At 62.7% G+C, this 26,073-nt stretch carries 27 protein-coding genes; 12 read left to right on the forward strand and 15 right to left on the reverse strand.

All coding sequences use genetic code 11. From position 1 onward, the window contains the following. Window positions 1-85 precede the first annotated feature (85 nt). Entirely contained in the window at window positions 86-1,201 is a 1,116-nt protein-coding gene (locus tag BGI01S_RS18570; RefSeq protein ID WP_042327456.1) for an AI-2E family transporter, read from the reverse strand. A 260-nt stretch (window positions 1,202-1,461) separates the two neighbouring features. On the opposite strand from BGI01S_RS18570, the gene BGI01S_RS18575 reads away from it, so the two are divergent. The 4 genes from BGI01S_RS18575 to BGI01S_RS18590 all read left to right on the forward strand — a co-directional run bounded on the left by BGI01S_RS18575 (window position 1,462) and on the right by BGI01S_RS18590 (window position 5,407). Continuing rightward, complete coding sequence (locus BGI01S_RS18575; protein ID WP_042327457.1) at window positions 1,462-2,676, forward strand: DUF2863 family protein; 1,215 nt, start codon at window positions 1,462-1,464, stop codon at window positions 2,674-2,676. 216 nt (window positions 2,677-2,892) lie between these two features. Then, the gene (locus BGI01S_RS18580) at window positions 2,893-3,771 is read left to right on the forward strand and encodes a LuxR C-terminal-related transcriptional regulator (RefSeq protein ID WP_042327458.1); all 879 of its coding nucleotides are present in this window, start codon (window positions 2,893-2,895) and stop codon (window positions 3,769-3,771) included. A 112-nt stretch (window positions 3,772-3,883) separates the two neighbouring features. After that, window positions 3,884-4,558, forward strand: coding sequence for an energy-coupling factor ABC transporter permease (locus tag BGI01S_RS18585; protein WP_042327459.1), 675 nt, complete (start codon window positions 3,884-3,886; stop codon window positions 4,556-4,558). 180 nt (window positions 4,559-4,738) lie between these two features. After that, window positions 4,739-5,407 carry a BspC domain-containing protein gene (locus BGI01S_RS18590; RefSeq protein WP_042327460.1) on the forward strand — a complete coding sequence of 223 codons (669 nt, stop codon included), beginning with the start codon at window positions 4,739-4,741 and terminating at the stop codon, window positions 5,405-5,407. Window positions 5,408-5,527: 120 nt separating this feature from the next. On the opposite strand, the gene BGI01S_RS18595 is transcribed toward BGI01S_RS18590, so the two are convergent. Both BGI01S_RS18595 and yaaA read right to left on the reverse strand, forming a co-directional pair. After that, window positions 5,528-6,682 (reverse strand): M14 family metallopeptidase, encoded by a 1,155-nt coding sequence (locus tag BGI01S_RS18595; protein WP_042327461.1) that lies wholly within the window; start codon window positions 6,680-6,682, stop codon window positions 5,528-5,530. 34 nt (window positions 6,683-6,716) lie between these two features. Then, window positions 6,717-7,499 carry a peroxide stress protein YaaA gene (gene yaaA / locus BGI01S_RS18600; protein ID WP_042327462.1) on the reverse strand — a complete coding sequence of 261 codons (783 nt, stop codon included), beginning with the start codon at window positions 7,497-7,499 and terminating at the stop codon, window positions 6,717-6,719. Between the two features lie 57 nt (window positions 7,500-7,556). Here yaaA and BGI01S_RS18605 point away from each other — a divergent pair, with 57 nt between their 5' ends. Both BGI01S_RS18605 and BGI01S_RS18610 read left to right on the forward strand, forming a co-directional pair. Then, entirely contained in the window at window positions 7,557-8,054 is a 498-nt protein-coding gene (locus tag BGI01S_RS18605; RefSeq protein WP_042327464.1) for a putative toxin-antitoxin system toxin component, PIN family, read from the forward strand. 174 nt (window positions 8,055-8,228) lie between these two features. Continuing rightward, window positions 8,229-9,401 (forward strand): pyridoxal phosphate-dependent aminotransferase, encoded by a 1,173-nt coding sequence (locus tag BGI01S_RS18610; protein ID WP_042327465.1) that lies wholly within the window; start codon window positions 8,229-8,231, stop codon window positions 9,399-9,401. Window positions 9,402-9,531: 130 nt separating this feature from the next. Here the strand turns inward: BGI01S_RS18610 and BGI01S_RS18615 are convergent, their stop codons facing one another. Continuing rightward, window positions 9,532-10,179: a glutathione S-transferase family protein gene (locus tag BGI01S_RS18615; RefSeq protein ID WP_042327467.1), complete on the reverse strand. Its 648-nt coding sequence runs from the start codon at window positions 10,177-10,179 to the stop codon at window positions 9,532-9,534. A gap of 138 nt (window positions 10,180-10,317) precedes the next feature. Here BGI01S_RS18615 and BGI01S_RS18620 point away from each other — a divergent pair, with 138 nt between their 5' ends. From BGI01S_RS18620 to BGI01S_RS18645, 6 genes are all read left to right on the forward strand, one after another. Continuing rightward, window positions 10,318-11,886: a 3-hydroxyacyl-CoA dehydrogenase gene (locus tag BGI01S_RS18620; RefSeq protein WP_042327738.1), complete on the forward strand. Its 1,569-nt coding sequence runs from the start codon at window positions 10,318-10,320 to the stop codon at window positions 11,884-11,886. Then, window positions 11,883-12,671, forward strand: a complete 789-nt coding sequence (locus tag BGI01S_RS18625; protein WP_042327469.1) for an oxepin-CoA hydrolase, alternative type — start codon at window positions 11,883-11,885, stop codon at window positions 12,669-12,671. The genes BGI01S_RS18620 and BGI01S_RS18625 overlap by 4 nt, the downstream gene beginning before the upstream one ends. 33 nt (window positions 12,672-12,704) lie before the next feature. Next, complete coding sequence (locus BGI01S_RS18630; protein ID WP_042327470.1) at window positions 12,705-13,421, forward strand: histidine phosphatase family protein; 717 nt, start codon at window positions 12,705-12,707, stop codon at window positions 13,419-13,421. A 20-nt stretch (window positions 13,422-13,441) separates the two neighbouring features. Continuing rightward, entirely contained in the window at window positions 13,442-14,548 is a 1,107-nt protein-coding gene (locus BGI01S_RS18635) for a phosphotransferase (RefSeq protein WP_042327472.1), read from the forward strand. 197 nt (window positions 14,549-14,745) lie between these two features. After that, window positions 14,746-16,005, forward strand: coding sequence for an acyl-CoA dehydrogenase family protein (locus BGI01S_RS18640; RefSeq protein ID WP_042327473.1), 1,260 nt, complete (start codon window positions 14,746-14,748; stop codon window positions 16,003-16,005). A 142-nt stretch (window positions 16,006-16,147) separates the two neighbouring features. Further along, complete coding sequence (locus BGI01S_RS18645) at window positions 16,148-16,849, forward strand: glutathione binding-like protein (protein ID WP_042327474.1); 702 nt, start codon at window positions 16,148-16,150, stop codon at window positions 16,847-16,849. 147 nt (window positions 16,850-16,996) lie between these two features. Here the strand turns inward: BGI01S_RS18645 and BGI01S_RS18650 are convergent, their stop codons facing one another. The 11 genes from BGI01S_RS18650 to BGI01S_RS18695 form a co-directional block, all read right to left on the reverse strand. Continuing rightward, entirely contained in the window at window positions 16,997-17,473 is a 477-nt protein-coding gene (locus BGI01S_RS18650) for a MaoC family dehydratase (RefSeq protein ID WP_042327476.1), read from the reverse strand. Beyond that, window positions 17,470-17,928, reverse strand: coding sequence for a MaoC family dehydratase (locus BGI01S_RS18655; protein ID WP_042327477.1), 459 nt, complete (start codon window positions 17,926-17,928; stop codon window positions 17,470-17,472). The genes BGI01S_RS18650 and BGI01S_RS18655 overlap by 4 nt, the downstream gene beginning before the upstream one ends. 34 nt (window positions 17,929-17,962) lie before the next feature. Further along, window positions 17,963-19,090: an acyl-CoA dehydrogenase family protein gene (locus BGI01S_RS18660; RefSeq protein ID WP_042327479.1), complete on the reverse strand. Its 1,128-nt coding sequence runs from the start codon at window positions 19,088-19,090 to the stop codon at window positions 17,963-17,965. A gap of 10 nt (window positions 19,091-19,100) precedes the next feature. Then, complete coding sequence (locus tag BGI01S_RS18665; RefSeq protein ID WP_042327480.1) at window positions 19,101-20,297, reverse strand: acyl-CoA dehydrogenase family protein; 1,197 nt, start codon at window positions 20,295-20,297, stop codon at window positions 19,101-19,103. A 48-nt stretch (window positions 20,298-20,345) separates the two neighbouring features. Then, entirely contained in the window at window positions 20,346-20,771 is a 426-nt protein-coding gene (locus BGI01S_RS18670) for a DUF1178 family protein (protein WP_042327481.1), read from the reverse strand. Window positions 20,772-21,024: 253 nt separating this feature from the next. After that, window positions 21,025-21,549, reverse strand: a complete 525-nt coding sequence (locus BGI01S_RS18675) for a helix-turn-helix transcriptional regulator (RefSeq protein WP_042327482.1) — start codon at window positions 21,547-21,549, stop codon at window positions 21,025-21,027. 55 nt (window positions 21,550-21,604) lie between these two features. After that, on the reverse strand, window positions 21,605-21,850 hold the full coding sequence (locus BGI01S_RS31155; protein ID WP_084585420.1) for a hypothetical protein: 246 nt from the start codon (window positions 21,848-21,850) through the stop codon (window positions 21,605-21,607). Window positions 21,851-22,160: 310 nt separating this feature from the next. Then, entirely contained in the window at window positions 22,161-22,745 is a 585-nt protein-coding gene (locus BGI01S_RS18680) for an NUDIX domain-containing protein (RefSeq protein ID WP_042327483.1), read from the reverse strand. A 43-nt stretch (window positions 22,746-22,788) separates the two neighbouring features. Beyond that, window positions 22,789-23,085, reverse strand: coding sequence for a DUF2818 family protein (locus BGI01S_RS18685; RefSeq protein WP_007175603.1), 297 nt, complete (start codon window positions 23,083-23,085; stop codon window positions 22,789-22,791). Then, on the reverse strand, window positions 23,085-24,557 hold the full coding sequence (nuoN, locus tag BGI01S_RS18690) for an NADH-quinone oxidoreductase subunit NuoN (protein WP_042327484.1): 1,473 nt from the start codon (window positions 24,555-24,557) through the stop codon (window positions 23,085-23,087). The genes BGI01S_RS18685 and nuoN overlap by 1 nt, the downstream gene beginning before the upstream one ends. A gap of 25 nt (window positions 24,558-24,582) precedes the next feature. Beyond that, a complete protein-coding gene (locus tag BGI01S_RS18695) occupies window positions 24,583-26,073 on the reverse strand; it encodes an NADH-quinone oxidoreductase subunit M (protein WP_042327485.1) in 1,491 nt (496 codons plus the stop codon).

Below are 26,073 nucleotides of genomic sequence, written 5' to 3' on the forward strand. Positions count from 1 at the left end.
TTCCCCGTGCCCCGGTATCCGAAGCACGAAAGAGCGGAATTCTAGCGAGCCCCACGAGGACTTGCAAGCGATATCTGGGATTTATTCAAGGCGCCTTTTCTATGCGCCGGGGTTCTTGGACCACAGGCATTTTCAGATCTGGTGTCAAGGCACGCGCGCCCGGCGCGCCAATCGTCCAGTCGTGGAGCACGGTGTAGGCGACCGCAAGCAAAGTCGGCCCGATGAAAACTCCGAGGAAGCCGAAAGCCAACGCGCCGCCCAGGATACCCAGCATCACCAGGATCAGCGGCATGTCGCTGTTTTTGCCTATCAGAATCGGTTTGATGACATTGTCGGACATGCCGACCGCCAGCACACCCCACACGACCAGGAAAATCGCCCATCCGGTCTCACCGCCGTGATACAGCCAGATCGCTGCAGGCAGCCATACGATCACCGGGCCACCCGGCACCACCGAAAGGAAAAACGTCGCCAACCCAAGCAGCGCCGGCGCCGGCACACCCGCGATCCAGCAACCGAAACCAGCCAGCACCCCTTGCACGAGCGCTGTCCCCAGAATTCCGTAGACCACTCCCTTTACCGTGCTCCCCGCCAGCGCCAGCAGATAATCGGCACGTTCTCCAGCAATGCGTCGCATTCCCGCATTCAGCCACGCAGCCGCGCCCTCTCCTCCGGTATAAAAGAAAAACGCGAGCACGATACTCAACGCCAACAGCCCTAGACCGTGCGTCACCGCAAGCGCCGCCGCCAGAATCCATTTGCCGGCCGGCGCCGCGAGCGTGCGCAACTGCGCGATCAGTTCGGAATTGCTGCTTGTCAGATGCTCCCAGAAGGCCAGGATGTTCGAGCCCACCAGCGGGATCCGGCCTATCCATGGCGGCAAATCAGGCAAGCCATCTTCAAAGAGCCTTTGCACCAGCGCAACGATCTCGTGAACGTGCGCGCCGAACGCGAAACCCGCATAGACGAACGGCCCCAGCACGACAACCAGAATGATGAGCACGATCAAAGTGGCGGCCAATTTGCGCCGGCCGCCGACTGCGGCGGTCAGTCTCCTGTAGAGCCCCCACGAGCTGTAGCTGAGAATGGCGCCCCACAGCAACGCGGTCGTAAAAGGCGCCAGCACCAGCAGCGAGCCGCCCACCAAAATCATTAGCGCGAATACCGCGGCGAGACGTTCGATCAGTTGGTCTGATTTCACGACGAATCTCCTGTTGCGCCAGACCACGGCGACAAATTGACTTACGCTTGTCAGGCGCCCCACTGAACGCCGTCAGTATAGAAGCGAGTCACGCCTCCGAGGGTGTCTTATATCATCTGGCCAGGTCGACTTGCGGCTCGTCCGACAGTCTGATTTTTCGCGTGGAAACGTCCCAATCCATCCGGTGTTGCCGGCCAAATAATATGACGGCATAGAAAAGACTAGAATATAAGGTTCTCTGCCCCCCAATTTCCGGATTTATGCGCTCGCGAATCGCCAAACGTCTCCCCCCCGATGCCGACAAGCTAGTCGGTCTCTCGCTCGCGCTTTTCGCGTCGGGCAGCCGCACCGAAGACCGCTTCTGGGAAGCGAAGCTCGACGCGCTGCTGACCAAGATCGTCCGCAACGCCAACCAGACCACCCTGGACGCCGCGCTCGATCATCTGCAGCAAAATCATCCCGACGCGTACGGCGCGCTCGCCGATATGGCGGAAACCCACAGCGAGTCGTTCGTCATCGAACATGAAGGCGTGTCTTATGAAGCGCTGCTGATCGCCGCGCCCGTGCTCGCCTGGACGCGCTACATGATTCCGTCCGGCCCGCTCAAAGCCGACGCGGCCGACGCGTTGCGCGCGCACCTGCAGGCGCACGTGCTCGCCGCCAACACCCGGGTCGCGATGGCACCGTTCCTTTATAGCATCGACCAGTTGCCGCGCCATCACGTCGAAACGTGGCGCCTCGCGCAGCAGCTTGCGCAGGCGGCGATGGCCGGCGGCAACGTCAAGCTGAATGTCAGCGAACTGCCGGAGACCTCGCCGATTCTGGCCGACCCGCGATTCCTGCTCGCCGTCGTGATGGCGCCAGTGGGCGAAGCGACGTTCCGCTGGCAGGAAGAGGAGCACGGCACGCGGATCGAACGCGGGCAATGTCTCGAACAATGGACCACGCAAGGCGGCGCCAATCTGTCGCTGGTGCTGCCGGGCTGCGAATTCGAGTGCCTGTTGCCAGATGCCTATTACTCAGCCTGCCGCGACGCCGACGAAAGCGTGCGTCCTCACACGGTGCGGACCGCCGTGCGTTATCTATTCGACACAATTGGCGCCGCGCCACAGGAACTGCGCGCCGTTGTCGCAGGCTTCGGCGAACGCCGCATCGACGAGTACCGCGTCGGCTTCACGCGCCGCGGCAGCAACGACGTGATTTATGGCGTCGTGTGGCCGCTGTACGGGCGCGAAAACGGCGAGCCCGGTATCGACGAAGAGCCGCAAGAGACGGCGGCTTCAGACGATCCGCTCGAGGAAATCGTCGCGCTTCTAAAGGAGACTGGCGTGACGGACGTGCGCCGTCACGCGGGCCGCTTCGAACCAGAATATTGCGATGACTGCGGCGTGCCACTTTATGCGGATCCGCTCGGCGAGATTGTTCACGCCGAAATGCCCGAGGACGCAGAGCCCGCGCAGCCACATTTCCATTGAGCATAAAAACGGCCTTATCCGCGTTGCCGTACCAAACAAAAAAGCCCCGCTAAGCGGGGCTTTTTTGCTTATCGCCTGATTCTTCCTATGCCTTTTGGACAGGCCGTCAAACGGGAAGGAATTTGTCATCATAGACACGGCGACGCATTGCATGTGTCTGGCTCATGCGCCGGACGATACGTCGCGCCACTTCGCACGATTCATCTGGAGACATGCATGAGATTCTCGATACTCAACTCAAACGCTGAACGACGTGATGGACTCAAAGCATTACTGCGGCAGATCGACCGGCTCGCGCGCTTCACCGAAGCGCAGGATTGGCGTCAGATCGAACGCACCTTCAAGCGCCACCGGCCGGACCTGCTCGTGGTCGACTGGCAGAAATGGATGTCGATCGCGGACGCCCGCGAACTGCTCAGCCACTACCCCGATCTGCGCGTCGCAGTGCTAACCGACGACATCTCGCCGGCGGTCGTGCGGCAGCTCATGGACGAGGGCGTGCTCGGTGTGGTGCCGCGCGAAACCGATCCGAGCCTGATCGTGCGCGCCTTCGAGATGGTGTTGCTGGGCGGTCACTATGTCCCGCCCGGCGCACTGGCGCTCGACCCTCCGTTGCCGCCGGACACCACCATCCGCGAATTCGATGCAAAGAATCCGCCGCCGCGCCGGACCCGACTTTCCAGCGGGCTGTCGCCGCGCCAGCAGCAGATCATGCGCTGCGTCCACATGGGCAGCACCAACAAGATGATCGCGCGCACGCTCGGCATCAGCGAGGGCACCGTCAAGATCCATCTGACCAGCATATTCCAGCAGCTCGGCGCGCCCAATCGCGCCGCCGCGGTCGCTCTGTATAACGGCTGGCTGACCAATCATCTGCAGGTCCTGCGCAATAACAGCGAAGGCACGGCTCGTCCGGTGATGGGGCAAGCCGGTGTCGTCCCGCTGCGGCGTCACAAACGGCGGCGCTTCCAGTACCCGTTGCCCGCCAACGACACGAGCGCGCCACTGCCGATGGCCGCCGAACCTAGCACACCCTACTGTGATACCCCGGCAGCCGGAACGCCGGGCGAGCCGCCCACATCCGATTCAGCTTGATGTCCATTGCCACGCGCACAACCGCTCGGACATGCACTGTCGGGCAGCGTTTGCATCGGCTGGCATGGAATCCGCTCACACCTTTTCTCGTCCAACGAGTAATATGAGACACATGGGTTTCCTCTACACACCGCTTCCGTTCTGGGTCGCTGTCGGTGGCTGGATCGCCACTGCGATAGTGGTCGCGCTCGCGCTGTGGAAAAATCCTTTCAAACGACTTCAAGACGGCACGCTACAGCATGTCTGGCTGGCGATTATCGTCGCAGTGTCGGTGCTGTGGGCTAGCAATGCGTGGCTCGACGACGGCACCGTGATGCACCTGCTCGGCGCCACGCTATTCGTTACGCTTTTCGACTGGGCGCTGGCATTGATCGCGATGGCGCTCGTCACGGGTCTTGCCGCCGTCATGTTCGACGCGCCCTGGCAAGGCATCGCGCTGACCTTCCTCGTGTACGGTGCGGTGCCTGTCGGCATCTCGACCCTGCTCCAGCGCATCAGCATTGCCTGGCTGCCACGCAACCTCTTCATGTTTATCTTCGGCCAGGGTTTCGTCTCGCCCGCCATTGCCGTATCGCTCACCGCGGCCGCGGCGCTCGGCGTGCATGTTGCACTCGCCGATGGTTCGACGACAGTGGTCCCCGCCGGCTACGCGTTCAGCGTGCTGCTGCTTGCCACCGGCGAGGCCTGGTTCACCGGCATGTCGACCGCCTTGATCGCGGTCTATCGTCCCGCGTGGGTCACCACATATGATGTGCGCAGATATCGTTTGGGCGGCCCGCGCACCTGACACGGATGGACCTGCGGCACGTGCCAGCGACAATAGCGCGCCCATGCCCGTCAAAGCCAGCCGGAAAATTCACCGGGCCCGCGCATCAGCACAGGACAAAATATTTGTGTCAGCATTGAACTCCCCCCGCTCGCCAGGCATCTTACTTGCCTCACATCCTATTCGCGTCTAAAGAACTAGATGGATTGCACCAACGCACCGCGCCGATTGCTGCGGTTGGTCGGCCGGTTGGCGACAGTTGCAGCGGGTCTCTCGCTCATCTGCTCCGCTCCCGTATTCGCCGATCAACTCGAACAGCACAACGATCTCGTCAACAAGTTTGTCAGTGACCTGCATGCAGACCCGCTGGTCGCAGACTGCGCCGCTCACGGCAACTTCGTCGCCAGCACTTCGACGGCCTTCGACCACGTCGAATTTCCACCCAGCTCCTTCGACAGCGCGCACGCGTCCGTCACGCCCTGGAACGATTCGTTCGACGAGGGCAAGCAGCGCGTCAAGGTAGACAGCATCGTTACCGTCGAAGGGATCGGCGTCCGCCAGAGCGGAGAAGGCGATCCTGCTTCGCTGAAATTCCGCTGCGGCTATGTCGGCGCGCAGATGCTCGCGTTCAGCTGGAACGATCCGGTGCCGCCGACCCGTGCGCGCAGCGCGGGGGCGACGGAATCGCGAGCCGTGGCGTCGGGCAAGCATACAAGCGGTAAGGGCAAACATGCCGCGAGCGGTAAGACGACGAAGAAAGCGGTGCCGAAATCGTCCAAGGCAAGCTCGGGAAAATCGTCGAAAGCGACTTCGGGCAAGGCGTCGAGCAAATCGACTATCAAAAAGAGCACAGCGAAAAAGAAAGCGTGACGGCGGACGCCGCCACGGCGGCGTCGGTTCATTTGCTCGCGCCGCCGAAGCTATCGGCGGTTCAATGAAAAGAGGCGCACACGTCACCGTGTGCGCCTCTTTTTTCGAGCCTCCGTTGCTTCAGGCAAACGTCTCGACGTGACGCAGAATCGCCTGCAACATCGCAGCGCCAAGCGACGCGCTGCGCTCGCCGTTCCAGCCCACCCGCTCGTCGGGCAGATTCGCGTTGTCCTTGAACGGCATCTCCAGCGTCAGCGACAGACAACCGAATTCGTTGCCGATGTACTTCGACGCGAGCTTCAGCGCATCCTCGCGATACTTGCTCGCGGCATAGCCGTACTTGTCCTGGAAATCAGGACTCGCGTGCTTGAACGCTTCGATGAACGCCTTCTGCTCCAGCCCCTGCCGCTCGGTGAATCCCGGCAGCATTTCGGAGCCGGCCACGAACACGTAGGGCAGCGCTTCGTCGCCGTGAATATCAAAGAACAGATCGCAACCGGTCGCGTGAATCGCGTCGCGCACCAGCAGCACTTCGGGGCTGCGCGCCGCGTCCGGTTCCATCCATTCGCGATTCAGGTTCGCACCGGCCGCGTTGGTGCGCAGATTGCCGTGCACGCTGCCGTCCGGATTCATGTTCGGCACGATGTAGAACACCGCGTGATCGTACAGTTTGCGCGCGACCGGATCGCCCGCCCAATCGCCCCACCCAACGAGACGCTTGACGAGCCCTTCGATAAACCATTCGGCCATCGTCTCGCCCGGATGCTGGCGCGCGATCAGCCACACTTTCTTTTTGGGCGTGTCGCCGGTTTGCGGTGTGCCGAGGGTGAGCAGCGACATCGGCCGGCCTTCGACGCTCGCGCCCAGTTCGGTGAGCGTGGCCTGCGGCATCTGCTGCACGGCGCCGAGAAATTCCGAATGACGCTCCTCGCTGTACGGCTCGAAATACGCGTAGTAGATGCGATCGAAATCCGGCGTGTGATCGATCGTCAGCACGCGGCCGTCGTATGAGGTCGGCACGCGAAACCAGTTCACCCGATCATAGCTCGCCACCGCCTGATAGTCGCGCCAGCCTTCGGCGAACGCGCACGCGGCGGCATTCTCGAAGGTCATCACGCAGCGCGTGCCCGCGGCGCCGGACACGCGGAAATAAAACCATTGCGCGAATTCGGCGTGGCTGTCCGGCCGCACGCGCAGACGGATATTGCCGGCGTCCTCGCAGGACAGCACTTCAATTGCGCCCGCGTCGAAATTGCTCGTGATCGATAACGTCATGATGTTCTTCCCTGCCTCCTGCCGGGCGCAACGCTTATTCAGCGACGCGGCGGCGGAATACGTAAGTGGAGTCGTTCGAAGCGGCCGCGTCGAACCCATAGCCTTCGGCGTCGAATTCCTTCAGTTGCTCGGGCCGCTCGAGGCGGTTCTCGACTGCGTAGCGCGCCATCAGGCCACGCGCGCGCTTTGCATGGAAGCTGATGATCTTGTAGCGGCCGCCCTTCCAGTCCTCGAATACGGGCGTGACGACCGGCGCTTCGAGCAGCTTCGGCTTGACCGATTTGAAGTACTCGCCCGACGCGCAATTCACCAGCACGCGCGACGCCACGGTGTTCTTCTTCAGTTGCGCGTTCAACGCGTGCGTGATGCGCTCGCCCCAGAACGCGTAGAGGTCCTTGCCGCGCGGATTGGCGAAGCGCGTGCCCATTTCGAGCCGGTACGGTTGCAGCAGATCGAGCGGTCGCAGCAGGCCATACAGGCCCGACAGCACGCGCACGTGATTCTGCGCATAGTCGAGATCGGCCGACGACAACGTCTTCGCGTTGAAGCCTTCATACACGTCGCCGTTGAACGCGAGCACCGCCTGCTTGGCGTTGTGCGTGCCGAATTGCGGCGACCATTCGGCGTAACGCTGGAAGTTCAGATGCGCGAGCGGGTCGGAAATGTCCATCAGCGACGCGATCTGCGCGGGCGACAAACGACGCAAGCCGCCGATCAGTTCGGCTGCGTCGTCGACGAAATCGGGGATCGTGTGCTTGCTGACGTGCGGCGGGGTTTCGTAGTCGAGCGATTTCGCCGGCGACAGAACGATTATCATAGAGGCTTGCAGGCACGCCGTGCCTGGCGGTCAAAGACGAAAGCCAGATTGTAACGAATGCCCGGTTCCCATGCCTCCCACGGCGCTTTGCGCGTCGTCCTCGATTCCAATGTCTGGATCGATATTCTCGTGTTCGACGACCCGCACACGCGACCGATCGCGGCCGCGCTCGAAAGCGGCGCGCTGGCCGCGCTGATCGACGCCCGCTGCCTCGCCGAACTCGCCTATGTGCTCGACTATCCGCAATTCGCGCATCGGAATGTCGACAAGGCCGCCGCGCTCGCGGTCGTCGCGCGCCTCGCGCAGTTGGTCGAACCCGACGCGCCCGCGGAAGACGCACGCCCGTTGCCCAAATGCAAAGACCGCGACGACCAGAAGTTTCTCGAGCTCGCGCACGCCGCGCAGGCCGACTGGCTGGTGTCGAAAGATCGCGCGGTGTTGAAGCTCGCCAAGCGGATTGCGCGCGACTTCGGCTTCCAGATCGCGCAACCGGCGCCGTTCGTGGCCGCCGTCGGCGCTGCGATGAACGCCGCCGGCGAGACCGCACCCGCATGAGCGCGGCGCAATGAAACCCTGGCCGGATGGCCAACGCGGAGCCTGCGACGCGCACACCGCGCCGCGATTCCCTACAATCAGGCTTCGTCCTTGCCGACGATACCTTTCGTCGAATTCGCCAACTCAGTTGCCCACTCAGTTGCCACCCCACTCGCTCACGCTCCGGACAGCGCCATGAATGCACCGCACGATACGCCCATGAGTCCCTCGTTCCCGTCTCGCCTGCCGAATGTCGGCACGACGATTTTCACCGTGATGAGCGCGCTCGCCGCCGAGAAAGGCGCGGTGAATCTGGGACAGGGCTTTCCCGACTTCGGCTGCGATCCGCGTATCGTCGACGCGGTCGCGAACGCGATGCGCGACGGCCACAACCAGTACCCGCCGATGGCCGGCGCCGCGCCGCTGCGTCAGGCGATTTCCGACAAGATCGCGAATCTGTACGGGCGCCGCTACGACGCTACCAGCGAAATCACCGTGACGGCGGGCGCAACGCAGGCGTTGCTGACCGCGATTCTTTGCACCGTCCATCCGGGCGACGAAGTGATCGTGATCGAGCCGACCTACGACAGCTATCTGCCGTCGATCGAACTGGCCGGCGGCAAGCCGGTGTTCGTCACGCTCGACGCGCCCAACTACGCGATTCCGTTCGATAAACTCGCCGCCGCGATCACGCCGAAAACGCGGCTGCTGCTGATCAACACGCCGCACAATCCGACCGGCACGGTATGGCGCGAGCAAGACATGCGCAAGCTCGAAGAGATCGTGCGCGGCACCAACGTGCTCATCCTGTCGGACGAAGTGTATGAACACATGGTCTACGACGGCGCGCCGCACGAAAGCGTCGCGCGTTATCCGGAACTCGCGCAGCGCAGTTTCGTCGTGTCGAGCTTCGGCAAGACCTATCACGTGACGGGCTGGAAAGTCGGTTACGTGGCCGCGCCCGCCGCGCTCACCGCCGAGTTCCGCAAAGTGCATCAGTTCAACGTGTTCACGGTCAACACGCCGATGCAGGTCGGTCTCGCCGAGTACATGAAAGACCCGGCGCCCTATCTCGACCTGCCGGCGTTCTATCAGAAGAAGCGCGACTTCTTTCGCGTGGGCCTCGCGAATTCGCGCTTCAAGTTGCTGCCGTGCACGGGCACCTACTTTCAGTGCGTCGATTATTCGGCGATCAGCGACCTGCCCGAAGCCGAGTTTGCGCAATGGCTGACCGGCGAGATCGGCGTCGCGGCAATTCCGGTCTCGGCGTTCTATCACGAAGCGCACGAATCGGGGGTGGTGCGCTTCTGCTTTGCCAAACAGGAAGGCACGCTCGCCACCGCGCTCGAACGCCTCGCGCGGCTCTAGCATGTCCCGCGCGATGCTGCGAACGAACCCACGTTCCTCGCCATCGCGCGCAGCGGCCAACGCGTGCGCTGCCGCGTGCAGGGCCGCTTGCACCGCATGCATCGGCCCGTTTCGGCAGCAGCCTCTGCGCTTACGCGGCGCGCGTCGCCGTGATATACGCCTTGCGGTCCTCGGTCACGCGCTGCGCGGCTGGCCGCGCGTTGATCGCCTTCACGTAATTCTTCCAGTCGACGCCCGCGTCGAGCAGAAAGTCGCGACCGTAGATGGTCTGCGTCGCCATGCCCACCAGAGGCAAGCTCACATACCCGGACGTGTCCGCGACGCTGAAACGCTCGCCGCACAAATACGGCCCGAACTTCGCGATCCGTTTGAACCCGGCGATGTGATGCGCGAGCAGTTTCTCGATGCGCCCTTTGGTGGCGTCGCTCACCGTCCCGCCGAAGAACGCTTCCTTGTAGAGATTGCGCGCGGTCAGTTCGAGTTGCACGTCGACAAACATGATCATCTCGCGCTCTTTGGCTGCTTGCCACGGGTCGGCGGAAAAGATCTGCTTGTCGGGAAAGCGCGCGGCCAGGTACTCGACGATGCACTGCGACTCGCACAGGTCGCCGTTTTCAGTTTGCAGATAAGGCACCTTGCCGAGCGGCGAATGCTCGAGCATGGCCTCGTCCTGACTCGGCAGCACCTGCACTTCTTCGAACGCGATGCCGTGTTCGAGAAGCACGAACTTCACTTTGTTGTAGTAGTTAGAGAGCGCGAAACCGCACAGCTTGATCATCCGGTGTCTCCTTCCTTCGAGTTGTATGAGGCCGCGTGTCACTGCCGATCCGACAGCCAAAGCAGCGGCCTTCGATCAATCATCCAGTAATTTGCACGATCGTGCTATTCTAAAAAAACCATGGAGTCGAGCATCACGATGAACTCTCGCAATTTCAACATTGAGACTATCGGCATTGTCGGCACCGGCGCAATGGGCCGTGGCATTGCGCAGATCGCCACGTTAGCAGGCGTGAAGGTGCGCCTGTACGACACCAACGCCGCGGCCGTCGGCGCCGCGCGCGACTATCTCGCCGAGACCTTTGCAAAGCTGACGGCCAAAGGCAAGCTCGACCAGGCTCGCTCGCTTGCCGCGCTGGCCAATGTCAGCGGTGCCCAGGCGATTGGCGAACTGGCCGACTGCGATCTGGTCGTCGAGGCGATCGTCGAAAAGCTCGATGTGAAGCAGGCGCTCTTTCGCGAACTCGAAACCGTGGTGAGCGGGCGTTGCGTGCTGGCGTCCAACACGTCTTCGCTATCGATCACGGCGATTGCCGCCGGTTGCACCGATCCGTCGCGTGTAGTCGGTTATCACTTCTTCAATCCCGTGCCGTTGATGAAGGTCGTCGAGGTGATCGACGGTCTGCGCAGCGACCCCGCGGCCGGCGACGCGCTGATGGATCTCGCGCGCCGCATGGGTCACACGCCGGTGCGCGCGAAAGACATGCCGGGCTTCATCGTGAATCACGCGGGCCGCGGCATGAATACCGAGGGCTTGCGCGTCGCGGGCGAAGGCGTCGCGAGCTTCGCGGATATCGACCGCATCATGCGCGAGCAGGCGGGCTTTCGCCTCGGGCCGTTCGAGTTGCTGGACCTGACCGCGCTCGACGTCTCGCATCCGGTGATGGAGTCGATTTACCACCAGTTCTATGAAGAGCCGCGCTTCACGCCGTCGCCGATCACCGGCACGCGATTCGCCGGCGGACTGCTCGGCCGCAAGACCGGCGAAGGTTTTTATCGCTACGTGGACGGCAAGCAGCAGGTGAGCGCCGAAGCGCCCGCGCCGACCGGACTGCCGAAAAGCGTGTGGGTCAGCAAGCGTTATCCGCAAGCTCACGAAGCCGTCGCGGAACTCGTCAGCAAGGCCGGCGTGAAGCTCGACAACGGCGCCACGCCCGCACCGGATTCGTTGATCGTCGTGACGCCGTTCGGCCATGACGCAACCACGGCCGCTGTCGACGAAGCACTCGACGCGAGCCGCGTCGTCGCCGTCGACGCCCTCTTCCCGCTCGTCGGCGCACAACGCCGCACGCTGATGACCACGCCGGCCACCACGCGCGCCAGCCGCGACACCGCGCATGCGCTGTTTGCCGCCGACGGCGTGCCCGTCACCGTGATTCGCGATTCGACCGGTTTCGTCGCGCAGCGCGTGGTGGCGACGATCGTCAACATCGGCTGCGATATCGCGCAAAAGCAGATCGCCACGCCCGAGGACATCGATCTCGCCGTGACGCTCGGCCTCGGCTATCCGCGCGGCCCGCTGGCACTCGGCGACGCGCTCGGCGCGACCACCCTGCTCACGATTCTGCGCAACATGTTCAACGTGCTCGGCGATCCGCGCTACCGTCCGTCGCCGTGGCTCGCGCGGCGCGCGCAACTCGGCCTGTCGCTGACGCAACGCGACGCAGCGGACATCCAGACAGAGACGCAAAAGGAGAACCACGCATGAGCGCCGAACTGCTGACCTCGCGCCCGACCGAAAGCGAATCGACGCTGATCCTCACGCTGTCGAACCCCGGCGCACGCAACGCGCTGCATCCGGACATGTACGCGGCCGGCATCGAAGCGCTCGATTCGGCGGAAAGCGATCCGTCGATCCGCGCGATCGTGCTGACCGGCGCCGACAACTTCTTCTGCGCGGGCGGCAATCTGAACCGGCTGCTCGAAAACCGCGCGAAAGATCCGTCGGTGCAGGCGGAGAGCATCGATCTGCTCGGCGAATGGATTTCGGCGCTGCGTCTGTCATCGAAGCCAGTGATCGCCGCGGTCGATGGCGCCGCCGCTGGCGCGGGCTTCTCGCTCGCACTCGCATGCGATCTGATCGTCGCCGCCGACAACGCCAAATTCGTGATGTCGTACGCACGCGTAGGCTTGACGCCCGACGGCGGCGGCTCGTGGTTCCTCGCCCAGGCGTTGCCGCGCCAACTGGCCACCGAGGTGCTGATCGAAGGCAAGCCAATCGCTGCCACGCGTCTGAACGAACTCGGCGTCGTCAACAAACTGGCGAAGCCCGGCGCCGCGCGCGACACCGCTGTCGCGTGGGCTGACGAACTCGGCAAGATCTCGCCGAACTCGGTTTCACGCATCAAAGGGCTGATCGGCGCGGCCGGCATGCAGCCGCTCGCCGAGCATCTGGTCGCGGAGCGCGACAGCTTCGTCGCGTCGCTGCATCATCGCGAAGGGCTCGAAGGGATTTCCGCGTTCCTCGAAAAACGCGCGCCGGTCTATAAGTGAAATGCGAGCGAACCAGGAGTGAATCGACCCGCCATGCCTGACTACCAATTGCCCAAACGCCGCCGCATCTTCCTGATGCGTCACGGCGACGTCACCTACTTCGACGACTCCGGCCGCGCGATCGATCCCGAGACCGTGCCGTTGAACGCGAACGGCCGCGAGCAGGCGAGCGCGGCGGGGCGCGTGTTCGCCGAGCAACAGGTGCGCTTCGATCGTGTGATCGTCAGCGGTTTGCCGCGCACGGTTGAAACCGCGCGGCGCGTGCTCGCCGAAACGGGCCAGGAGATCGAACTCGAGATCGAGCCCGCCTTGCAGGAGATTCGCGGCGGCAAGCTCGGCAGCATCCCGCAGCAGGATCTGGAGGCCGCGTTTCTCGGCGTGTTCGACGGCATCGTGCCGGAAAGCACGCGCTTTCTCGACGGCGAAACGATCGGTGCGTTGTTCGACCGCGTGCTGCCGGCGGTCGCCGCGCTGCGTGAGGACACGTCGTGGGACACCGCGCTGCTGGTGCTGCACGGTGGCGTGAATCGCGCGATCCTGTCGCACGCGATCACCGCCGGCGGCCGCACGTTCTTCGGCCATCTGGCGCAGGCCACCGGCTGCATCAACGCGCTCGACGTCGGTGCGGCGCCGCGCGACTGGGTGCTACGCACGCTCAACTATTCCCCGCCGTCGCCGCTGCATCGCGACGTCCGCAACACCACAATGGAAATGCTCTACGCACAATTCATTCAATACAAGCGTAGCTGAACCCGAACTGGAGGAGACACATGGTGCAAGCCACACAGAATGGCGACCCCGCGCACAAGCCGGATTATTCGGCCTTCGAGGGCACGCGCCCGGTCAACGAGCGGCAACGTTTCGACACCGACGCGCTCGCCGCGTGGCTGGCCCGGCATGTCGACGGATTTGCCGGACCGCTCACGCTGGAGCAATTCGCGGGCGGCCAGTCCAATCCCACGTTCAAGCTGGTCACACCATCGCGTTCGTATGTGATGCGTGCGAAGCCTGGGCCCGCCGCGAAGCTGCTGCCGTCCGCGCACGCCGTCGAACGTGAATACCGCGTGATGCACGCGCTCGCCGATACCGACGTACCGGTCGCGCAAATGCTCGCGCTGTGCGAGGACGAAAGTGTGATCGGTCGTGCGTTCTACGTGATGGAGTTCGTCGAAGGCCGCGTGTTGTGGGATCAGTCGCTGCCCGGCATGACGCCCGCCGAACGCACGGCGATCTACGACGAAATGAACCGCGTGATCGCGGCGTTGCATAGCGTCGACGTCGAGGCCACCGGTCTCGCCGATTACGGCAAGCCGGGCAATTACTTCGCACGCCAGATCGGCCGCTGGAGCAAGCAATACCTCGCGTCCGAGACCGAGCCGATCGACGCGATGCAGCGTTTGATCGAATGGCTGCCGCAGCATATGCCGGCCGAAACCGGCGCGCGTGCGTCGGTCGTGCATGGCGACTACCGGCTCGACAACCTGATCTTTCATCCTCACGAACCGCGCGTGCTCGCGGTGCTCGACTGGGAGTTGTCGACGCTCGGCGATCCGCTCGCCGACTTCGCCTATCACTGCATGGCGTGGCATGTCGATCCGACGCAGTTTCGCGGCATCGCCGGGCTCGACTGGGCGGCGCTCGGCATTCCCGATGAAGCGCAGTATGTCGAACGCTATTGCAAGCGCACCGGCTTCGAGATTCACGGCGACTGGAATTTCTATCTGGCCTACAACATGTTCCGCATTGCCGCGATTTTGCAAGGGATCATGAAGCGGGTCGTCGACGGCACCGCGGCCAGCGCGCAGGCGCTCGACGCCGGGCGTCGCGCGAAGCCGATGGCCGAACTGGCGTGGCGCTACGCGCAAAAGGTGCGCTGAGCGGATTCGCACGCGAGCTTTGCACGCGCCGTGACGGGTGCGGCGGGCTGCGCGTCGCGAGTCCTACGCCTTAGGCTGCGAGCCTTGATCTGCGTGTCCCAACTCGCGTGCTGCGCGCTGTGCACGCTGAGCTATGCGCTCCAAGCTACGCACCCCGATCCAATCTCTTCCGCTGTCCGTTATCCGCGAGGTCCTAGATGAATTTCGATTACACCCCGAAGGTTCAGGCGTTGCGTGAAAAGCTGCTCGCCTTTTTCGACGAGTACATTTATCCGAACGAGCAGGCGTTCTACGCGGAGATTGCGCGCAATCGCCAGAACGGCAACGCATGGCTGCCGACCGAACTGATCGAGCAACTCAAACAGAAAGCGCGCGACGCCGGTTTGTGGAATCTATTCCTGCCGCAGTCGGAACGCGGCGCCGGGCTGACCAATCTCGAATACGCGCCGCTCTGCGAGATCATGGGGCGCGTGCCCTGGGCGCCGGAAGTGTTCAACTGCAACGCGCCCGACACCGGCAACATGGAAACAATCGAGCGCTACGGCAGCGAGGACAACAAACGCGAGTGGCTCGATCCGCTGCTGCAAGGCTACATCCGCTCGGCGTTTCTGATGACGGAGCCGGAGGTGGCGTCGTCGGATGCGACCAATATCCAGACCAGCATCGTGCGCGATGGCGACTACTACGTGATCAACGGTCACAAGTGGTGGTCGTCGGGCGCGGGTGACCCGCGCTGCAAGGTCTACATCGTCATGGGCAAGACCGATCCCGACGCGCCGCGCCATCAGCAGCAGTCGATGATCCTCGTCCCCGGCGACGCCGCCGGCATCACCGTGCACCGCCCGCTCACCGTGTTCGGTTACGACGACGCGCCGCACGGCCACATGGAAATCACACTCGACAACGTGCGCGTGCCCGTCACCAACATGCTGCTCGGCGAAGGCCGCGGCTTCGAGATCGCGCAAGGCCGGCTCGGGCCGGGACGCATCCATCACTGCATGCGCCTGATCGGCCTCGCGGAGCGCGCAATCGAACTGATGGCGAAGCGCTCGCTGCAACGCGTCGCGTTCGGTAAGCCGGTCGCAGCGCAAGGCGTCACGCAGGAACGTCTTGCCGAGGCGCGCTGCATGATTGAGCAGGCGCGCCTGCTCACGCTGAAAACCGCGTACATGATGGACACCGTCGGCAACAAGGGCGCGCGCGGCGAGATCGCGATGATCAAGGTGGTCGCGCCGAACATGGCGTGTCAGGTGATCGATTGGGCGATTCAGGCGCACGGCGGCGGCGGTGTCAGCGACGACTTCCCGCTCGCGTATGCGTACGCGTCGGCCCGCACGCTGCGTTTCGCCGACGGCCCCGACGAAGTGCACCGCAACGCGATCGCCAAGCTCGAACTCGCGCGTCATATGGATGCGGGCGCGGCGGCTCGGGTGGAGATGCCGGTCACGCGAGTTTGAGCGTTGAGCTTGAACGGATGTCGACGCAAAGCGCGACATGCGCGGCTTGCGGCGTCTCCAGCAGCATCGTGCGATCTATGCTCTAATTTTCGTCAACGGCGGCGCCCTTTTGCGGCGCCGCTTTCACGAACAAGGAGCCAGGATGATCGATGTCTATAGCTGGGCGACCCCGAACGGCCACAAGATCCACATCATGCTCGAGGAGACGGGCCTCGCGTACACCGCGCACGGCGTGAATATCGGCGCCGGCGACCAATTCAAACCCGAATTTCTCGCTATTAGTCCGAACAACAAGATTCCCGCGATCGTCGATTCCGACGGTCCCAAAGGCGCCGACGGCAAACCGTTCGCGCTGTTCGAATCGGGCGCGATCCTGATTTATCTCGCCGAGAAGACCGGCAAGTTTCTGCCGGCCGATCCCGCCGCGCGCTATTCGACCTTGCAATGGCTGATGTTCCAGATGGGCGGCCTCGGTCCGATGCTTGGACAAACGCACCACTTCCGCAACTACGCACCCGAGCCGATCGAATATGCGATCAATCGCTATACGAACGAAACGCGGCGCCTGTATGGCGTGATGGACACGCAGCTCGGCAAGACACAGCACCTCGCGGGCAACGACTATACGATCGCGGACATCGCCGCGTTTCCGTGGACGCGTTCGTGGCAGAACCAGGGCATCGAGCTCGATGCGTTTCCGCATGTGAAGCGTTGGCATGAAGAGATCGCCGCGCGGCCGGCGGTGGTGCGTGGCGTCGAAGTGCTGGCGTCCGCCCGCGCACCGTTGATGGATGAAAAGGCCAAAGAGATCCTGTTCGGCGCGACGCAGTACGCCAAGCATTAATTTTCGCTGCGCGTCGGTTGTGGCATTGTCTCGGTATTAGTATGGGCGCCGCGGCGCTGCCGGCTTAGGCCGCTACTGCAAAGAAAAGGCGCGAGCCGGCATGAATGCCGCCTCGCGCTTTTTTCACGATCCGTGCGCGCCCGAACGCTAGAAATAGTGCCGCGTGATGAACTCCGCGACACACACCGGCCTGTCGCTGCCCTGCTGTTCCAGCGTCACGTTCCATTCGACCTGCACGCCGGCGTTATCGACATCGGTGACTGACTGCACCGCGAATTTCGCGCGCAGTTGCGAACCCACCAGCACCGGCGACGTGAACCGCACGCGATTCAAACCGTAGTTGACGCCCATGCGCTGTTCGAGCGCCACCGTTTTTCCCAACAAAGCCGGAATCAACGACAACGTCAGAAAGCCATGCGCGACCGGACCGCCGAACGGCGACTCGCGCCGCGCCCGCTCCGGATCGACGTGAATCCATTGATGATCGCCGGTCGCCTCGGCGAAACGGTCGACCCTGGACTGGTCGACCGTCAGCCAGTCACTGACCAACGGTTCGGCGCCGACCAGCGCGCGCAAAGCCTCGGCGTTGCCGAAAGTCGCGGCGGGCGCCGCGCTGGCTGTCATGCAGCGGCTCCCGGATTGCGCAGTCCAAACATGCCTTTCGAGCGCACCGTGATCACCGTTTCGCCATGCTGATTGATTCCTTCCCAGCGCGTCGACACGATGCCGCGATCCGGTTTGCTCTCCGACAAGCGCTTGTCGACCACGACGTTCATCATCGTGATCGTGTCGCCGACGCGCACTGGCTTCAACCAGCGAATTTCGTCGATACCGGGCGAACCCATCGACGTGGAACCGGCGAGCACGTTGCGCACCAGCATGCCCATCATCGCCGAACAGGTATGCCAACCGCTCGCCACCAAGCCGCGAAACGGCGATTCGGCCGCCGCGGTTTCGTCCAGATGGAACGGCTGCGGGTCGAACTTCTGCGCAAACTCGACGATCTCTTCACGCGTGAACGTATGCCTGCCGACTTCGGTAGCCGTGCCGACCACCATGTCTTCGAAACTCAATCCCATCGTCGCATCTCCTTTATTCGCTTGAACGGGCCGGTCAGGCTTCGGCCGTGACAAAGCCGGGCAGCGCGGCGAACCGCGCGAGATGATGATCGACATCGCCCAGCGTCGTTTCGATGATAGCGAGGCGTTTGAACAGATGCGCCGCAGCCACTTCGTTCGTGACGCCCATCCCGCCGTGCAACTGCACCGCCTGTTGCCCGACGAAACGCGCGGCCTGCCCGACCCGCACCTTTGCGGCGGAAACGGCGCGGCGCCGCTCATCGGCATCTTCGCTGGAGTAGCGCATCGCGGCCAGGTAGGTGATGGAACGCGCCTGCTCGGCGTGGATCAGCATTTCGACCATCCGATGCTGCAACGCCTGGAAACGCGCGATCGGCTGGCCGAACTGCTGGCGCGTCTTCGTGTAGTCGACCGTGGCGAGATTCAGTGCGTCGAGCGCGCCAATCGCCTCTGCACACAACAGCAGCGTGCCGTAGTCGGCGATATGTTCGAGCGCCGCCGCGCCCGCGTGTTTGCCGGCCAGCCGGCGCGCGGGTGTGTCGCTGAACTCGAGCGTCGCGGCGCGTTGGCCGTCGATCGTGCGGTAGTCCGTGACCTTGACGCCCGCTGCGTCGCGCGCGACCACAAAAAGTGCGATCTCGCCGTTCAGACGCGCCGGCACGATCCACGCGTGCGCCTGCGCGCCGTGCAGCACGACCGACTTCGTGCCGCTCAATGTCTGCTGCTCGCCCTGTCCGTTCGCGGTCGTCCCGATATCAAACAGGTCGTAGCGTGCATGCGGCTCGTGAAATGCGACGGCCAGCTTGATCTCGCCTTGCGCCGCGCGTTCCAGCAGCGACGCGTCTTCCCCCTCGCCCGTGCCGGCGAGGCGCAGCGCCTCGATGCCGACCGCCGTCGCCCAATACGGCTCGACGACCAGCGCGCGGCCAAGCTCCTGCATCACCACCAGCATGTCGATCGGACCGCCGTTAAAGCCGCCCTGCGCTTCCGGCACCGGCAGCGCGGTCAGACCGAGTTCGGCAAACGCGGCCCAGTGCGTATCCGACACGCCGGACTCCGAGCGCACGATCGCCTGGCGCGCTTCGAATCCATAGCTCTTGTCCAGATAGCGGCGCAGCGCGTCGGCGAATTGCTGTTGTTCGTCATTGAAAGTGAAGTCCATGCGCCGCCCCTTAAAGTCCGAGAATCATCTGCGCGATGATGTTCTTTTGAATTTCGTTCGAGCCGCCGTAGATCGACGTCTTGCGGTAGTTGAAGTAGTACGCGGCGAGCGGCGCGGCATCGTCGTCGCCAGCCAGGCTGTGCTTGCGCTCCCCTTCAAGGAACGGCACGTCGAACGGTGCGGCGAGCGGCCCGACGGCTTCGAACATCAGCTCGGTCAGCCCCTGCTGCACTTCGGTGCCTTTGATTTTCAGCATCGACGCCTCCGGCCCCGGCCCACGTCCGCCGGCCTCGTTAGCGACCACGCGTTGCACGGTGACTTCGAGCGCCATCAATTCGATTTCGAGACTCGCGACTTTGGCGGCGAAGACCGGGTCCTGCAGCAGCGGCTTGCCGTTCTTTTTCTGATCCAGCGCAAGGCGCTTCAGGAAAACGAGTTCGCGCTTCGACTGGCCGACACGCGCGATGCCGGTGCGCTCATGGCCAAGCAGATACTTCGCATAGGTCCAGCCGCGATTCTCTTCGCCGACCAGATTCTCGACCGGTACTTTCACGTCTTCGAAAAACACTTCGTTGACTTCGTGATCTTCGTCGAGCGTGATGATCGGACGCACGGTGATACCCGGCGTCTTCATGTCGATCAACAGGAAAGAGATGCCCTCCTGCTTCTTGGCGCCGCTGTCGGTACGCACGAGGCAGAACATCATGTCGGCGTATTGGCCGAGCGTGGTCCAGGTTTTCTGACCATTGACCACGTAATGGTCGCCGACGCGCTCGGCGCGCGTACGCAACGACGCGAGGTCGGAACCGGAGCCCGGCTCGGAGTAGCCTTGGCACCACCAATCCGTGCCGTCGAGAATACGCGGCAAATAATGGCGCTTCTGCGCGTCGTTGCCGTATTTCATGATCACGGGCGCCACCATCGACACGCCGAACGGCAACACCGACGGCGCGCCGATCCGTGCGCACTCTTCTTCCCAGATGTGCCGTTGGGTCGCGTCCCAGCCCGGGCCGCCGTATTCGCGCGGCCACGCGATCGCCGACCAGCCTCGCGTGCCGAGCAGCTTGTGCCAGCCTGCGAAGTCTTCGCGGGTAAGACGCTTGTGATTGAGTACTTTGTCGCTCAGCTCGCGAGGCAGGTTCGCTTCGAGCCAGCTGCGGATGTCGGCGCGGAATGCGTCGTCGACGGGGGAATAGTCCAGATTCATGCGTAGTGTCTCCTGGCCGCCACCACCCGGCGCCACGGAGCCACTGCGCTATTGCAGCGGTTCCTTCAGTGCAGCCGGGACCGGAAGCGGCATCACTTCGATGCCTTCCTCGACCAAGGCACGCGCATCTTCCGGTGTCGTGACACCGCGAATATTGCGTGCGGGCGATTCGTTATAGTGAATGCGCCGCGCTTCCTCGGCGAAGCGGTCGCCCACGTTCTCAGTCTTTTCCAGTACCTCGCGCAACGCACGCATGACCCGCGCCTGCATTTCGCCAACGCCCGCCGGCACTTTGGTGTCGGTCGCGCCCGACAAATTAAGGCGCGGTGCCGACGGCAAACGGCTCACTTCATTCGCACCGCAGATCGGACATTCGACGAGCTTGCGGGACTGCTGCGATTCGAAGTCATCAGCCGAAGCAAACCAGCCTTCGAACCGATGGCCATGCGGACACTGTAAATCGAGGACCTTCATGTGGAATCAGGGCTTGCGTGCCAGTTTAGCGCAAAACGAAATTTTGTGAACGATCGTTCGCAATTTTACGGACGACACGCCGACGTCAAATGCTGCGGACAAATCGGACGCGGTGCGCGATTTTAACGCTTTGCGCAAAGGACTGCCGACGGCGAGCTAACGGACGAGCCAGCAGTTGCGCGGAATCAAAACGGGCTGACCGCTCGCATCGATTCCGAGGTCCTGCCGCACTGGCTGTTGCCATGCTTCCCGCCTACGCCACGAGACTTGCAAGCGCGCGGTTGAACCGCGGTTCGAGTTCACGCACTTCCCTGGCAAGGTTGATCTGCTTGGCCGACTTTGCGACTTCCGCCACGTCGGTCTTGATGTCATAGCCACCGCGTTCGGTCAGCCAATCAAGGATGTCGGATAGATGCCACACCGATGCACTGCCCTCGTGGACCGGCGGCGGGAAGTCAATTGAGTGGCTCAGCATCAGCTTGCGCATGTTTTGGCGCGACACGCCGGCGACTTCGGCAACATCGGTGAGGCCGACGAAATCGGGACCTGCTTCGACGAGGCGCGCCGACGGCACCGCGCGTTTGACATCTTTGAGTGCGCTGACCAATGCCTCGAACGCGGACGCTGCTTCGCGGGAGAACAGCAGCGCGATGCGGCCGGGTTGTCCCACACCCACTGTGGCGTCGTCGCACCCCGCTTCGCCCAGGCGTTCGACGATCTCGTCAGCATCGCAATCTTCCACAGCGAGCCGGTACTTCAAGGTGAACACATATTCCATACGTTACTCCTGCTTCACTCAGCCTTAAACTTTCGCCGTTCCGACAACCGCACTGCTACCGTTGCGCCGCGCAGTTGTCGACGATCCGCCGCAAGTGCTTTGCGTGGTTAGCGGGGTTCTTCGGCGTACTCCAGACGCTCGATATGCAGAACTCTCCGCAACGACACTCCGCGTCGTTGTAAGGACAGTAGATTTTTCCCCACGCGTGGCCCTTACCCCCGTCTTGAACCCGCCAGCCGCGTTGCTCCGCATAGGCCAATGCGGCCTCGACCTCTTTCTTAGAGTGGCTTCCTCTGACCATCGACACCCTCCACTTTAGCGGCTGGAATCTTGGTTGTCAAATGACAACCAAGATTCCAGCCTAGTTCAATTCCGTCCAATCGTTCGTTATCCAAAACGATCGGACGCCACCATCGTGAATCGAAGATCCATACTAGCGTTACGACGGCGACGCGGCGAGACGGTCGGATGGCATAGGAACGATGCAACTTTTTTCAGACAGGATAGGTACTCGCCTAATAGCAAGGCCCCAAAGGCAAAGCCCCTGTCGGTCATGGACCGGCAGGGGCTTCCAGCAGACTTTAAGCCGACGCGCATCGCGTCCCGCAGCGTTATTCTGACGCCACCATCGGCCACTCGCCCGACAGCACCTTCTCCAGCCAGAATGTGCCAATGATCGTCTTCACATCGGTGATCTTGCCCGCGCGCACCCACTCGGACATCTCCGCCACCGTCGCGGTGAAGAGCTCAAGGAATTCGCCCTCGTCGAGATTGCGCTCGCCCGCCGTCAAACCGCGCGCGATATAAATATCAATGAACTCCGTGGAGTAGGAAATAATCGGGTGAATGCGCGTCAGGTAAACGTATTCACGCGCCGTATAGCCGGTTTCCTCGCGCAGTTCACGGATCGCGCACGCGAGCGCGCCCTCGTTCGGATCGAGCTTGCCGGCCGGATACTCGACCATGACCTTGCCCATCGGATAGCGGTACTGGCTTTCCAGCAGCACGCGGCCGTCGTCGAACAAAGGAATCACCATCACCGCGCCCGGATGCTGTACGTATTCGCGGGTCGCGTGCTTGCCGTCGGGCAAGCGGACCGTATCGCACTTGAGCGTCAGAAACGGCCCTTGATGGACCGTCTTGCTGTCGACACAGGTCTCGGTCAGGGCGGCGTCGTGGTTGGGAAGTTCAGCCATATGCGGACCTCGGAACAGCTTGGTGCGCGACGGCGAGACGCCGTCAGCGGCGTTTGACGAGATATTGGAAGGTAAAGCCAGGGAATGCGAACACGACGAACAGCGCGAACGTAATCGCGTAGAACTGCCAGCCCTGTTCGAAGCGGTTCCCCGCTCGCGCTTCGAGCAGAAAACCGAGCGCGCCGACCACGAAGTACAGCACGATCAATTCGGCGATCCGGATCCACGCGCTCTTCTTCGCCGCTTTCAACGGCACGGCGGCGAAGAGGCGCTGATTCAGGAACGGCAGGTTGGCGCCGACGAGCGCCAACAACACGATAAACCAACCCGCAGCCGACATCAGATCAGCAGCGTGTGCTGGATCGCCACCAGGCAGGCGCGCAGCAGCGGATCCGGCACGATACCGAGCACCAGCACGGCAACACCGTTGAGCGCGAGCAAAGCGCGCGTGCTGGTATCGGCGACGATCGGCGACTTGTCTTGCGGCTCGTCGAAGTACATCAGCTTGACGATACGCAGGTAGTAGAACGCGCCGAACAGCGACGTGATCACGGCCAGCACCGTCAGCCAGGTCAGGCCGGCGTTCATGGTGGCCTGCAGCACCGCGAGCTTCGCGTAGAAGCCGACCGCAGGCGGAATGCCGGCGAGCGAGAACATCATGATCATCATCACGAACGCGAACACCGGGCTGCGTTGATTCAGGCCCTTGAAGTCTTCGAGCGTATCCGCTTCGAAATCGCGGCGCGCGAGCAGCATGATGACGCCGAACGTACCGAGCGTCGTAATCAGATAGACGATGCTGTAGAACATCGCCGAGCCGTACGCGCTCGCGGCGCCCGTGGTCTTCTGGTCGACCACGCCGGCCAGCAGGCCGAGCAGCACGAAGCCCATGTTCGAGATCGCCGAGTACGCGAGCATGCGCTTGACGTTGCGTTGCACGATACCGGTGATGTTGCCGACGATCAGAGACAGCGCCGCCAGAATCACCAGCATCTGTTGCCACTCCACTGCGAGCGGCAGCAGGCCCATCACGAGGAAGCGCAGGCCCCACGCGAATGCCGCCACCTTCGGACCGCCGCCGACGATCAGCGTCATCGCCGTCGGAGCGCCCTGATACACGTCAGGCACCCACATGTGGAACGGCACCGCGCCCATCTTGAACGCCACGCCCGCCACGATGAAGATCACGCCGAACAACAGCACGCTCGGATCGTAGTGGCTCGAGCCGATCGCCTTGAACACTTCGTTCAGGTCGAGCGAGCCGGTCGCACCGTACAGCATCGAGATGCCGTATAGCAGGAACCCGGAAGCCAGCGCGCCGAGCACGTAGTACTTCATCGCCGCTTCATTCGACTGCGGCACTTCGCGGCGCAGCGCGATCACCGCGTACAGCGACAACGACATCAGTTCCAGACCGAGATACAGCGTCAGGAAGTTGTTGCCGGAGATCATCACGAGCTGGCCGAGCAACGAGAACATGCCCAGCAGGAAGAAGTCGCCGCGGAACAGATTGCGGTCTTCAAGGTAACGGCGCGAATACACGATCGACACCGCATAGCCGAGCGACACCACCGCCTTCATCGCGCTGGCGAACGGATCCACCACGTACATGTGGCCGAAGAAATAGCGCACTTGCGGGTCGAACGCATTCACCGCGAACCAGATGCCGGCAACCAGCGTCGAGAAGAAGGCGATGAAATACGTGGTACGGCGACCGTCCTGGCCGACGAACGTGTCGTTGAGCCACGCGACGACAACGGCGAGCATCACCAGTGCGTCGGGCAACAGAGCAGTCATAGGGGCGTTTTGCATGGTCTTTAAATTCCTCCGCTCGGCGTTACTGAGGCAACGGCAGCTTCGATTGCGCAACGTGGGAGAGGAGGTTTTCCACGGATACGTGCATCACATCGGTAAAGGGCTTCGGATACAGGCCCATGAACAGCGTCAGTGCGGCGAGCACTGCCAGCATGAAAAATTCGCGACGGCTGATGTCGACGAGGCTCTTCACGTGATCGTTGGCGATCGCGCCGAAGTACACGCGCTTGTACATCCACAGCGTGTAGGCCGCGCCGAGAATCAGCGTGACCGCCGCACCGCCGGCGATCCAGAAGTTGTACTGGACCGCAGCCAGAATCACCATGAACTCACCGACGAACCCGGAGGTGCCCGGCAAGCCGCAGTTGGCCATCGAGAACAGCATCGCGAACGCGGCGAACTTCGGCATCACGTTGACGACACCGCCATAATCGGCGATCTGACGCGAGTGCATACGGTCGTACAGCACGCCGATGCTCAGGAACATCGCGCCCGACACGAAGCCGTGCGAGATCATCTGCACGATCGCGCCTTCCACACCGAGCTGGTTGAAGATGAAGAAGCCGAGCGTGACGAAACCCATGTGCGCGATCGACGAATACGCGACCAGCTTCTTCATGTCGGTCTGCACCATCGCGACCAGGCCGATGTAGATCACCGCGATCAGCGAAAGCGTGATGACAACCGGCGCCAGAAAATGGCTCGCATCAGGCGTAATCGGCAGCGAGAAGCGCAGGAAACCGTACGCGCCCAGCTTCAGCATGATCGCGGCCAGCACGACCGAGCCGCCAGTCGGCGCTTCCACGTGCGCGTCGGGCAACCACGTATGCACCGGCCACATCGGCACCTTCACGGCGAACGCCATGAAGAACGCGATAAAAAGCAACACCTGCGGCGTCATCGCGATCTGCGCGTGCTGCCACGTCGCGAGGTCGAACGTGCCGGTCTCGACGTACAGGTACAGCAACGCGACCAGCATCAGCAGCGAGCCCATCAGCGTGTACAGGAAGAACTTGAACGCCGCGTACACGCGGTTCGCCCCGCCCCACACGCCGATGATGATGTACATCGGGATCAGCGTCGCTTCGAAGAACACGTAGAACAGCATGCCGTCGGCCGAGCTGAACACGCCGACCATAATGCCCGACAGGATCAGGAACGCCGCGAGGTACTGCGCGACGTTCTTCGTAATCACTTCCCACGCGGCGATCACGACGATCACCGTGATCAATGCGGTCAACACGACGAACCACATCGAGATGCCGTCGACACCCAGGTGGTACGTGATATTGAAGCGCTCGATCCAGCTCGCCTTTTCGACGAACTGCAGATCGGCGGTGCTCGAATCGAAACCGGTGATCAGCGGGATCGTCACGACGAAGCTGACGACCGAGCCGATTAGCGCGATCCAGCGCGCGGGACCCGGGTTCCGGTCGGAACCCACAGCCAGAACCAGAAGACCGACGAGGATCGGTAACCAGATTGCGGTACTGAGAATCGGATAAGCGTGCAT

Origin of the sequence: Paraburkholderia ginsengisoli NBRC 100965 (assembly GCF_000739735.1) — a bacterium.
Classification (GTDB): Bacteria; Pseudomonadota; Gammaproteobacteria; order Burkholderiales; family Burkholderiaceae; genus Paraburkholderia; species Paraburkholderia ginsengisoli.

What these genes read in the sequence shown, in the direction of transcription:
- BGI01S_RS18625 (WP_042327469.1), top strand. Translation starts at nt 11,883, where the DNA reads ATGAGCGCCGAACTGCTGACCTCGCGCCCGACCGAAAGCGAATCGACG.
- BGI01S_RS18605 (WP_042327464.1), top strand. Translation starts at nt 7,557, where the DNA reads ATGCCCGGTTCCCATGCCTCCCACGGCGCTTTGCGCGTCGTCCTCGAT.
- BGI01S_RS18650 (WP_042327476.1), bottom strand. Translation starts at nt 17,473, where the DNA reads ATGACAGCCAGCGCGGCGCCCGCCGCGACTTTCGGCAACGCCGAGGCT.
- BGI01S_RS18580 (WP_042327458.1), top strand. Translation starts at nt 2,893, where the DNA reads ATGAGATTCTCGATACTCAACTCAAACGCTGAACGACGTGATGGACTC.
- yaaA (WP_042327462.1), bottom strand. Translation starts at nt 7,499, where the DNA reads ATGATAATCGTTCTGTCGCCGGCGAAATCGCTCGACTACGAAACCCCG.
- BGI01S_RS18595 (WP_042327461.1), bottom strand. Translation starts at nt 6,682, where the DNA reads ATGACGTTATCGATCACGAGCAATTTCGACGCGGGCGCAATTGAAGTG.
- BGI01S_RS18610 (WP_042327465.1), top strand. Translation starts at nt 8,229, where the DNA reads ATGAATGCACCGCACGATACGCCCATGAGTCCCTCGTTCCCGTCTCGC.
- nuoN (WP_042327484.1), bottom strand. Translation starts at nt 24,557, where the DNA reads ATGCAAAACGCCCCTATGACTGCTCTGTTGCCCGACGCACTGGTGATG.
- BGI01S_RS18645 (WP_042327474.1), top strand. Translation starts at nt 16,148, where the DNA reads ATGATCGATGTCTATAGCTGGGCGACCCCGAACGGCCACAAGATCCAC.
- BGI01S_RS18675 (WP_042327482.1), bottom strand. Translation starts at nt 21,549, where the DNA reads ATGGAATATGTGTTCACCTTGAAGTACCGGCTCGCTGTGGAAGATTGC.
- BGI01S_RS18660 (WP_042327479.1), bottom strand. Translation starts at nt 19,090, where the DNA reads ATGGACTTCACTTTCAATGACGAACAACAGCAATTCGCCGACGCGCTG.
- BGI01S_RS31155 (WP_084585420.1), bottom strand. Translation starts at nt 21,850, where the DNA reads ATGGTCAGAGGAAGCCACTCTAAGAAAGAGGTCGAGGCCGCATTGGCC.
- BGI01S_RS18665 (WP_042327480.1), bottom strand. Translation starts at nt 20,297, where the DNA reads ATGAATCTGGACTATTCCCCCGTCGACGACGCATTCCGCGCCGACATC.
- BGI01S_RS18620 (WP_042327738.1), top strand. Translation starts at nt 10,318, where the DNA reads ATGAACTCTCGCAATTTCAACATTGAGACTATCGGCATTGTCGGCACC.
- BGI01S_RS18670 (WP_042327481.1), bottom strand. Translation starts at nt 20,771, where the DNA reads ATGAAGGTCCTCGATTTACAGTGTCCGCATGGCCATCGGTTCGAAGGC.
- BGI01S_RS18695 (WP_042327485.1), bottom strand. Translation starts at nt 26,073, where the DNA reads ATGCACGCTTATCCGATTCTCAGTACCGCAATCTGGTTACCGATCCTC.
- BGI01S_RS18585 (WP_042327459.1), top strand. Translation starts at nt 3,884, where the DNA reads ATGGGTTTCCTCTACACACCGCTTCCGTTCTGGGTCGCTGTCGGTGGC.
- BGI01S_RS18615 (WP_042327467.1), bottom strand. Translation starts at nt 10,179, where the DNA reads ATGATCAAGCTGTGCGGTTTCGCGCTCTCTAACTACTACAACAAAGTG.
- BGI01S_RS18655 (WP_042327477.1), bottom strand. Translation starts at nt 17,928, where the DNA reads ATGGGATTGAGTTTCGAAGACATGGTGGTCGGCACGGCTACCGAAGTC.
- BGI01S_RS18685 (WP_007175603.1), bottom strand. Translation starts at nt 23,085, where the DNA reads ATGTCGGCTGCGGGTTGGTTTATCGTGTTGTTGGCGCTCGTCGGCGCC.
- BGI01S_RS18590 (WP_042327460.1), top strand. Translation starts at nt 4,739, where the DNA reads ATGGATTGCACCAACGCACCGCGCCGATTGCTGCGGTTGGTCGGCCGG.
- BGI01S_RS18630 (WP_042327470.1), top strand. Translation starts at nt 12,705, where the DNA reads ATGCCTGACTACCAATTGCCCAAACGCCGCCGCATCTTCCTGATGCGT.
- BGI01S_RS18635 (WP_042327472.1), top strand. Translation starts at nt 13,442, where the DNA reads ATGGTGCAAGCCACACAGAATGGCGACCCCGCGCACAAGCCGGATTAT.
- BGI01S_RS18575 (WP_042327457.1), top strand. Translation starts at nt 1,462, where the DNA reads ATGCGCTCGCGAATCGCCAAACGTCTCCCCCCCGATGCCGACAAGCTA.
- BGI01S_RS18680 (WP_042327483.1), bottom strand. Translation starts at nt 22,745, where the DNA reads ATGGCTGAACTTCCCAACCACGACGCCGCCCTGACCGAGACCTGTGTC.
- BGI01S_RS18640 (WP_042327473.1), top strand. Translation starts at nt 14,746, where the DNA reads ATGAATTTCGATTACACCCCGAAGGTTCAGGCGTTGCGTGAAAAGCTG.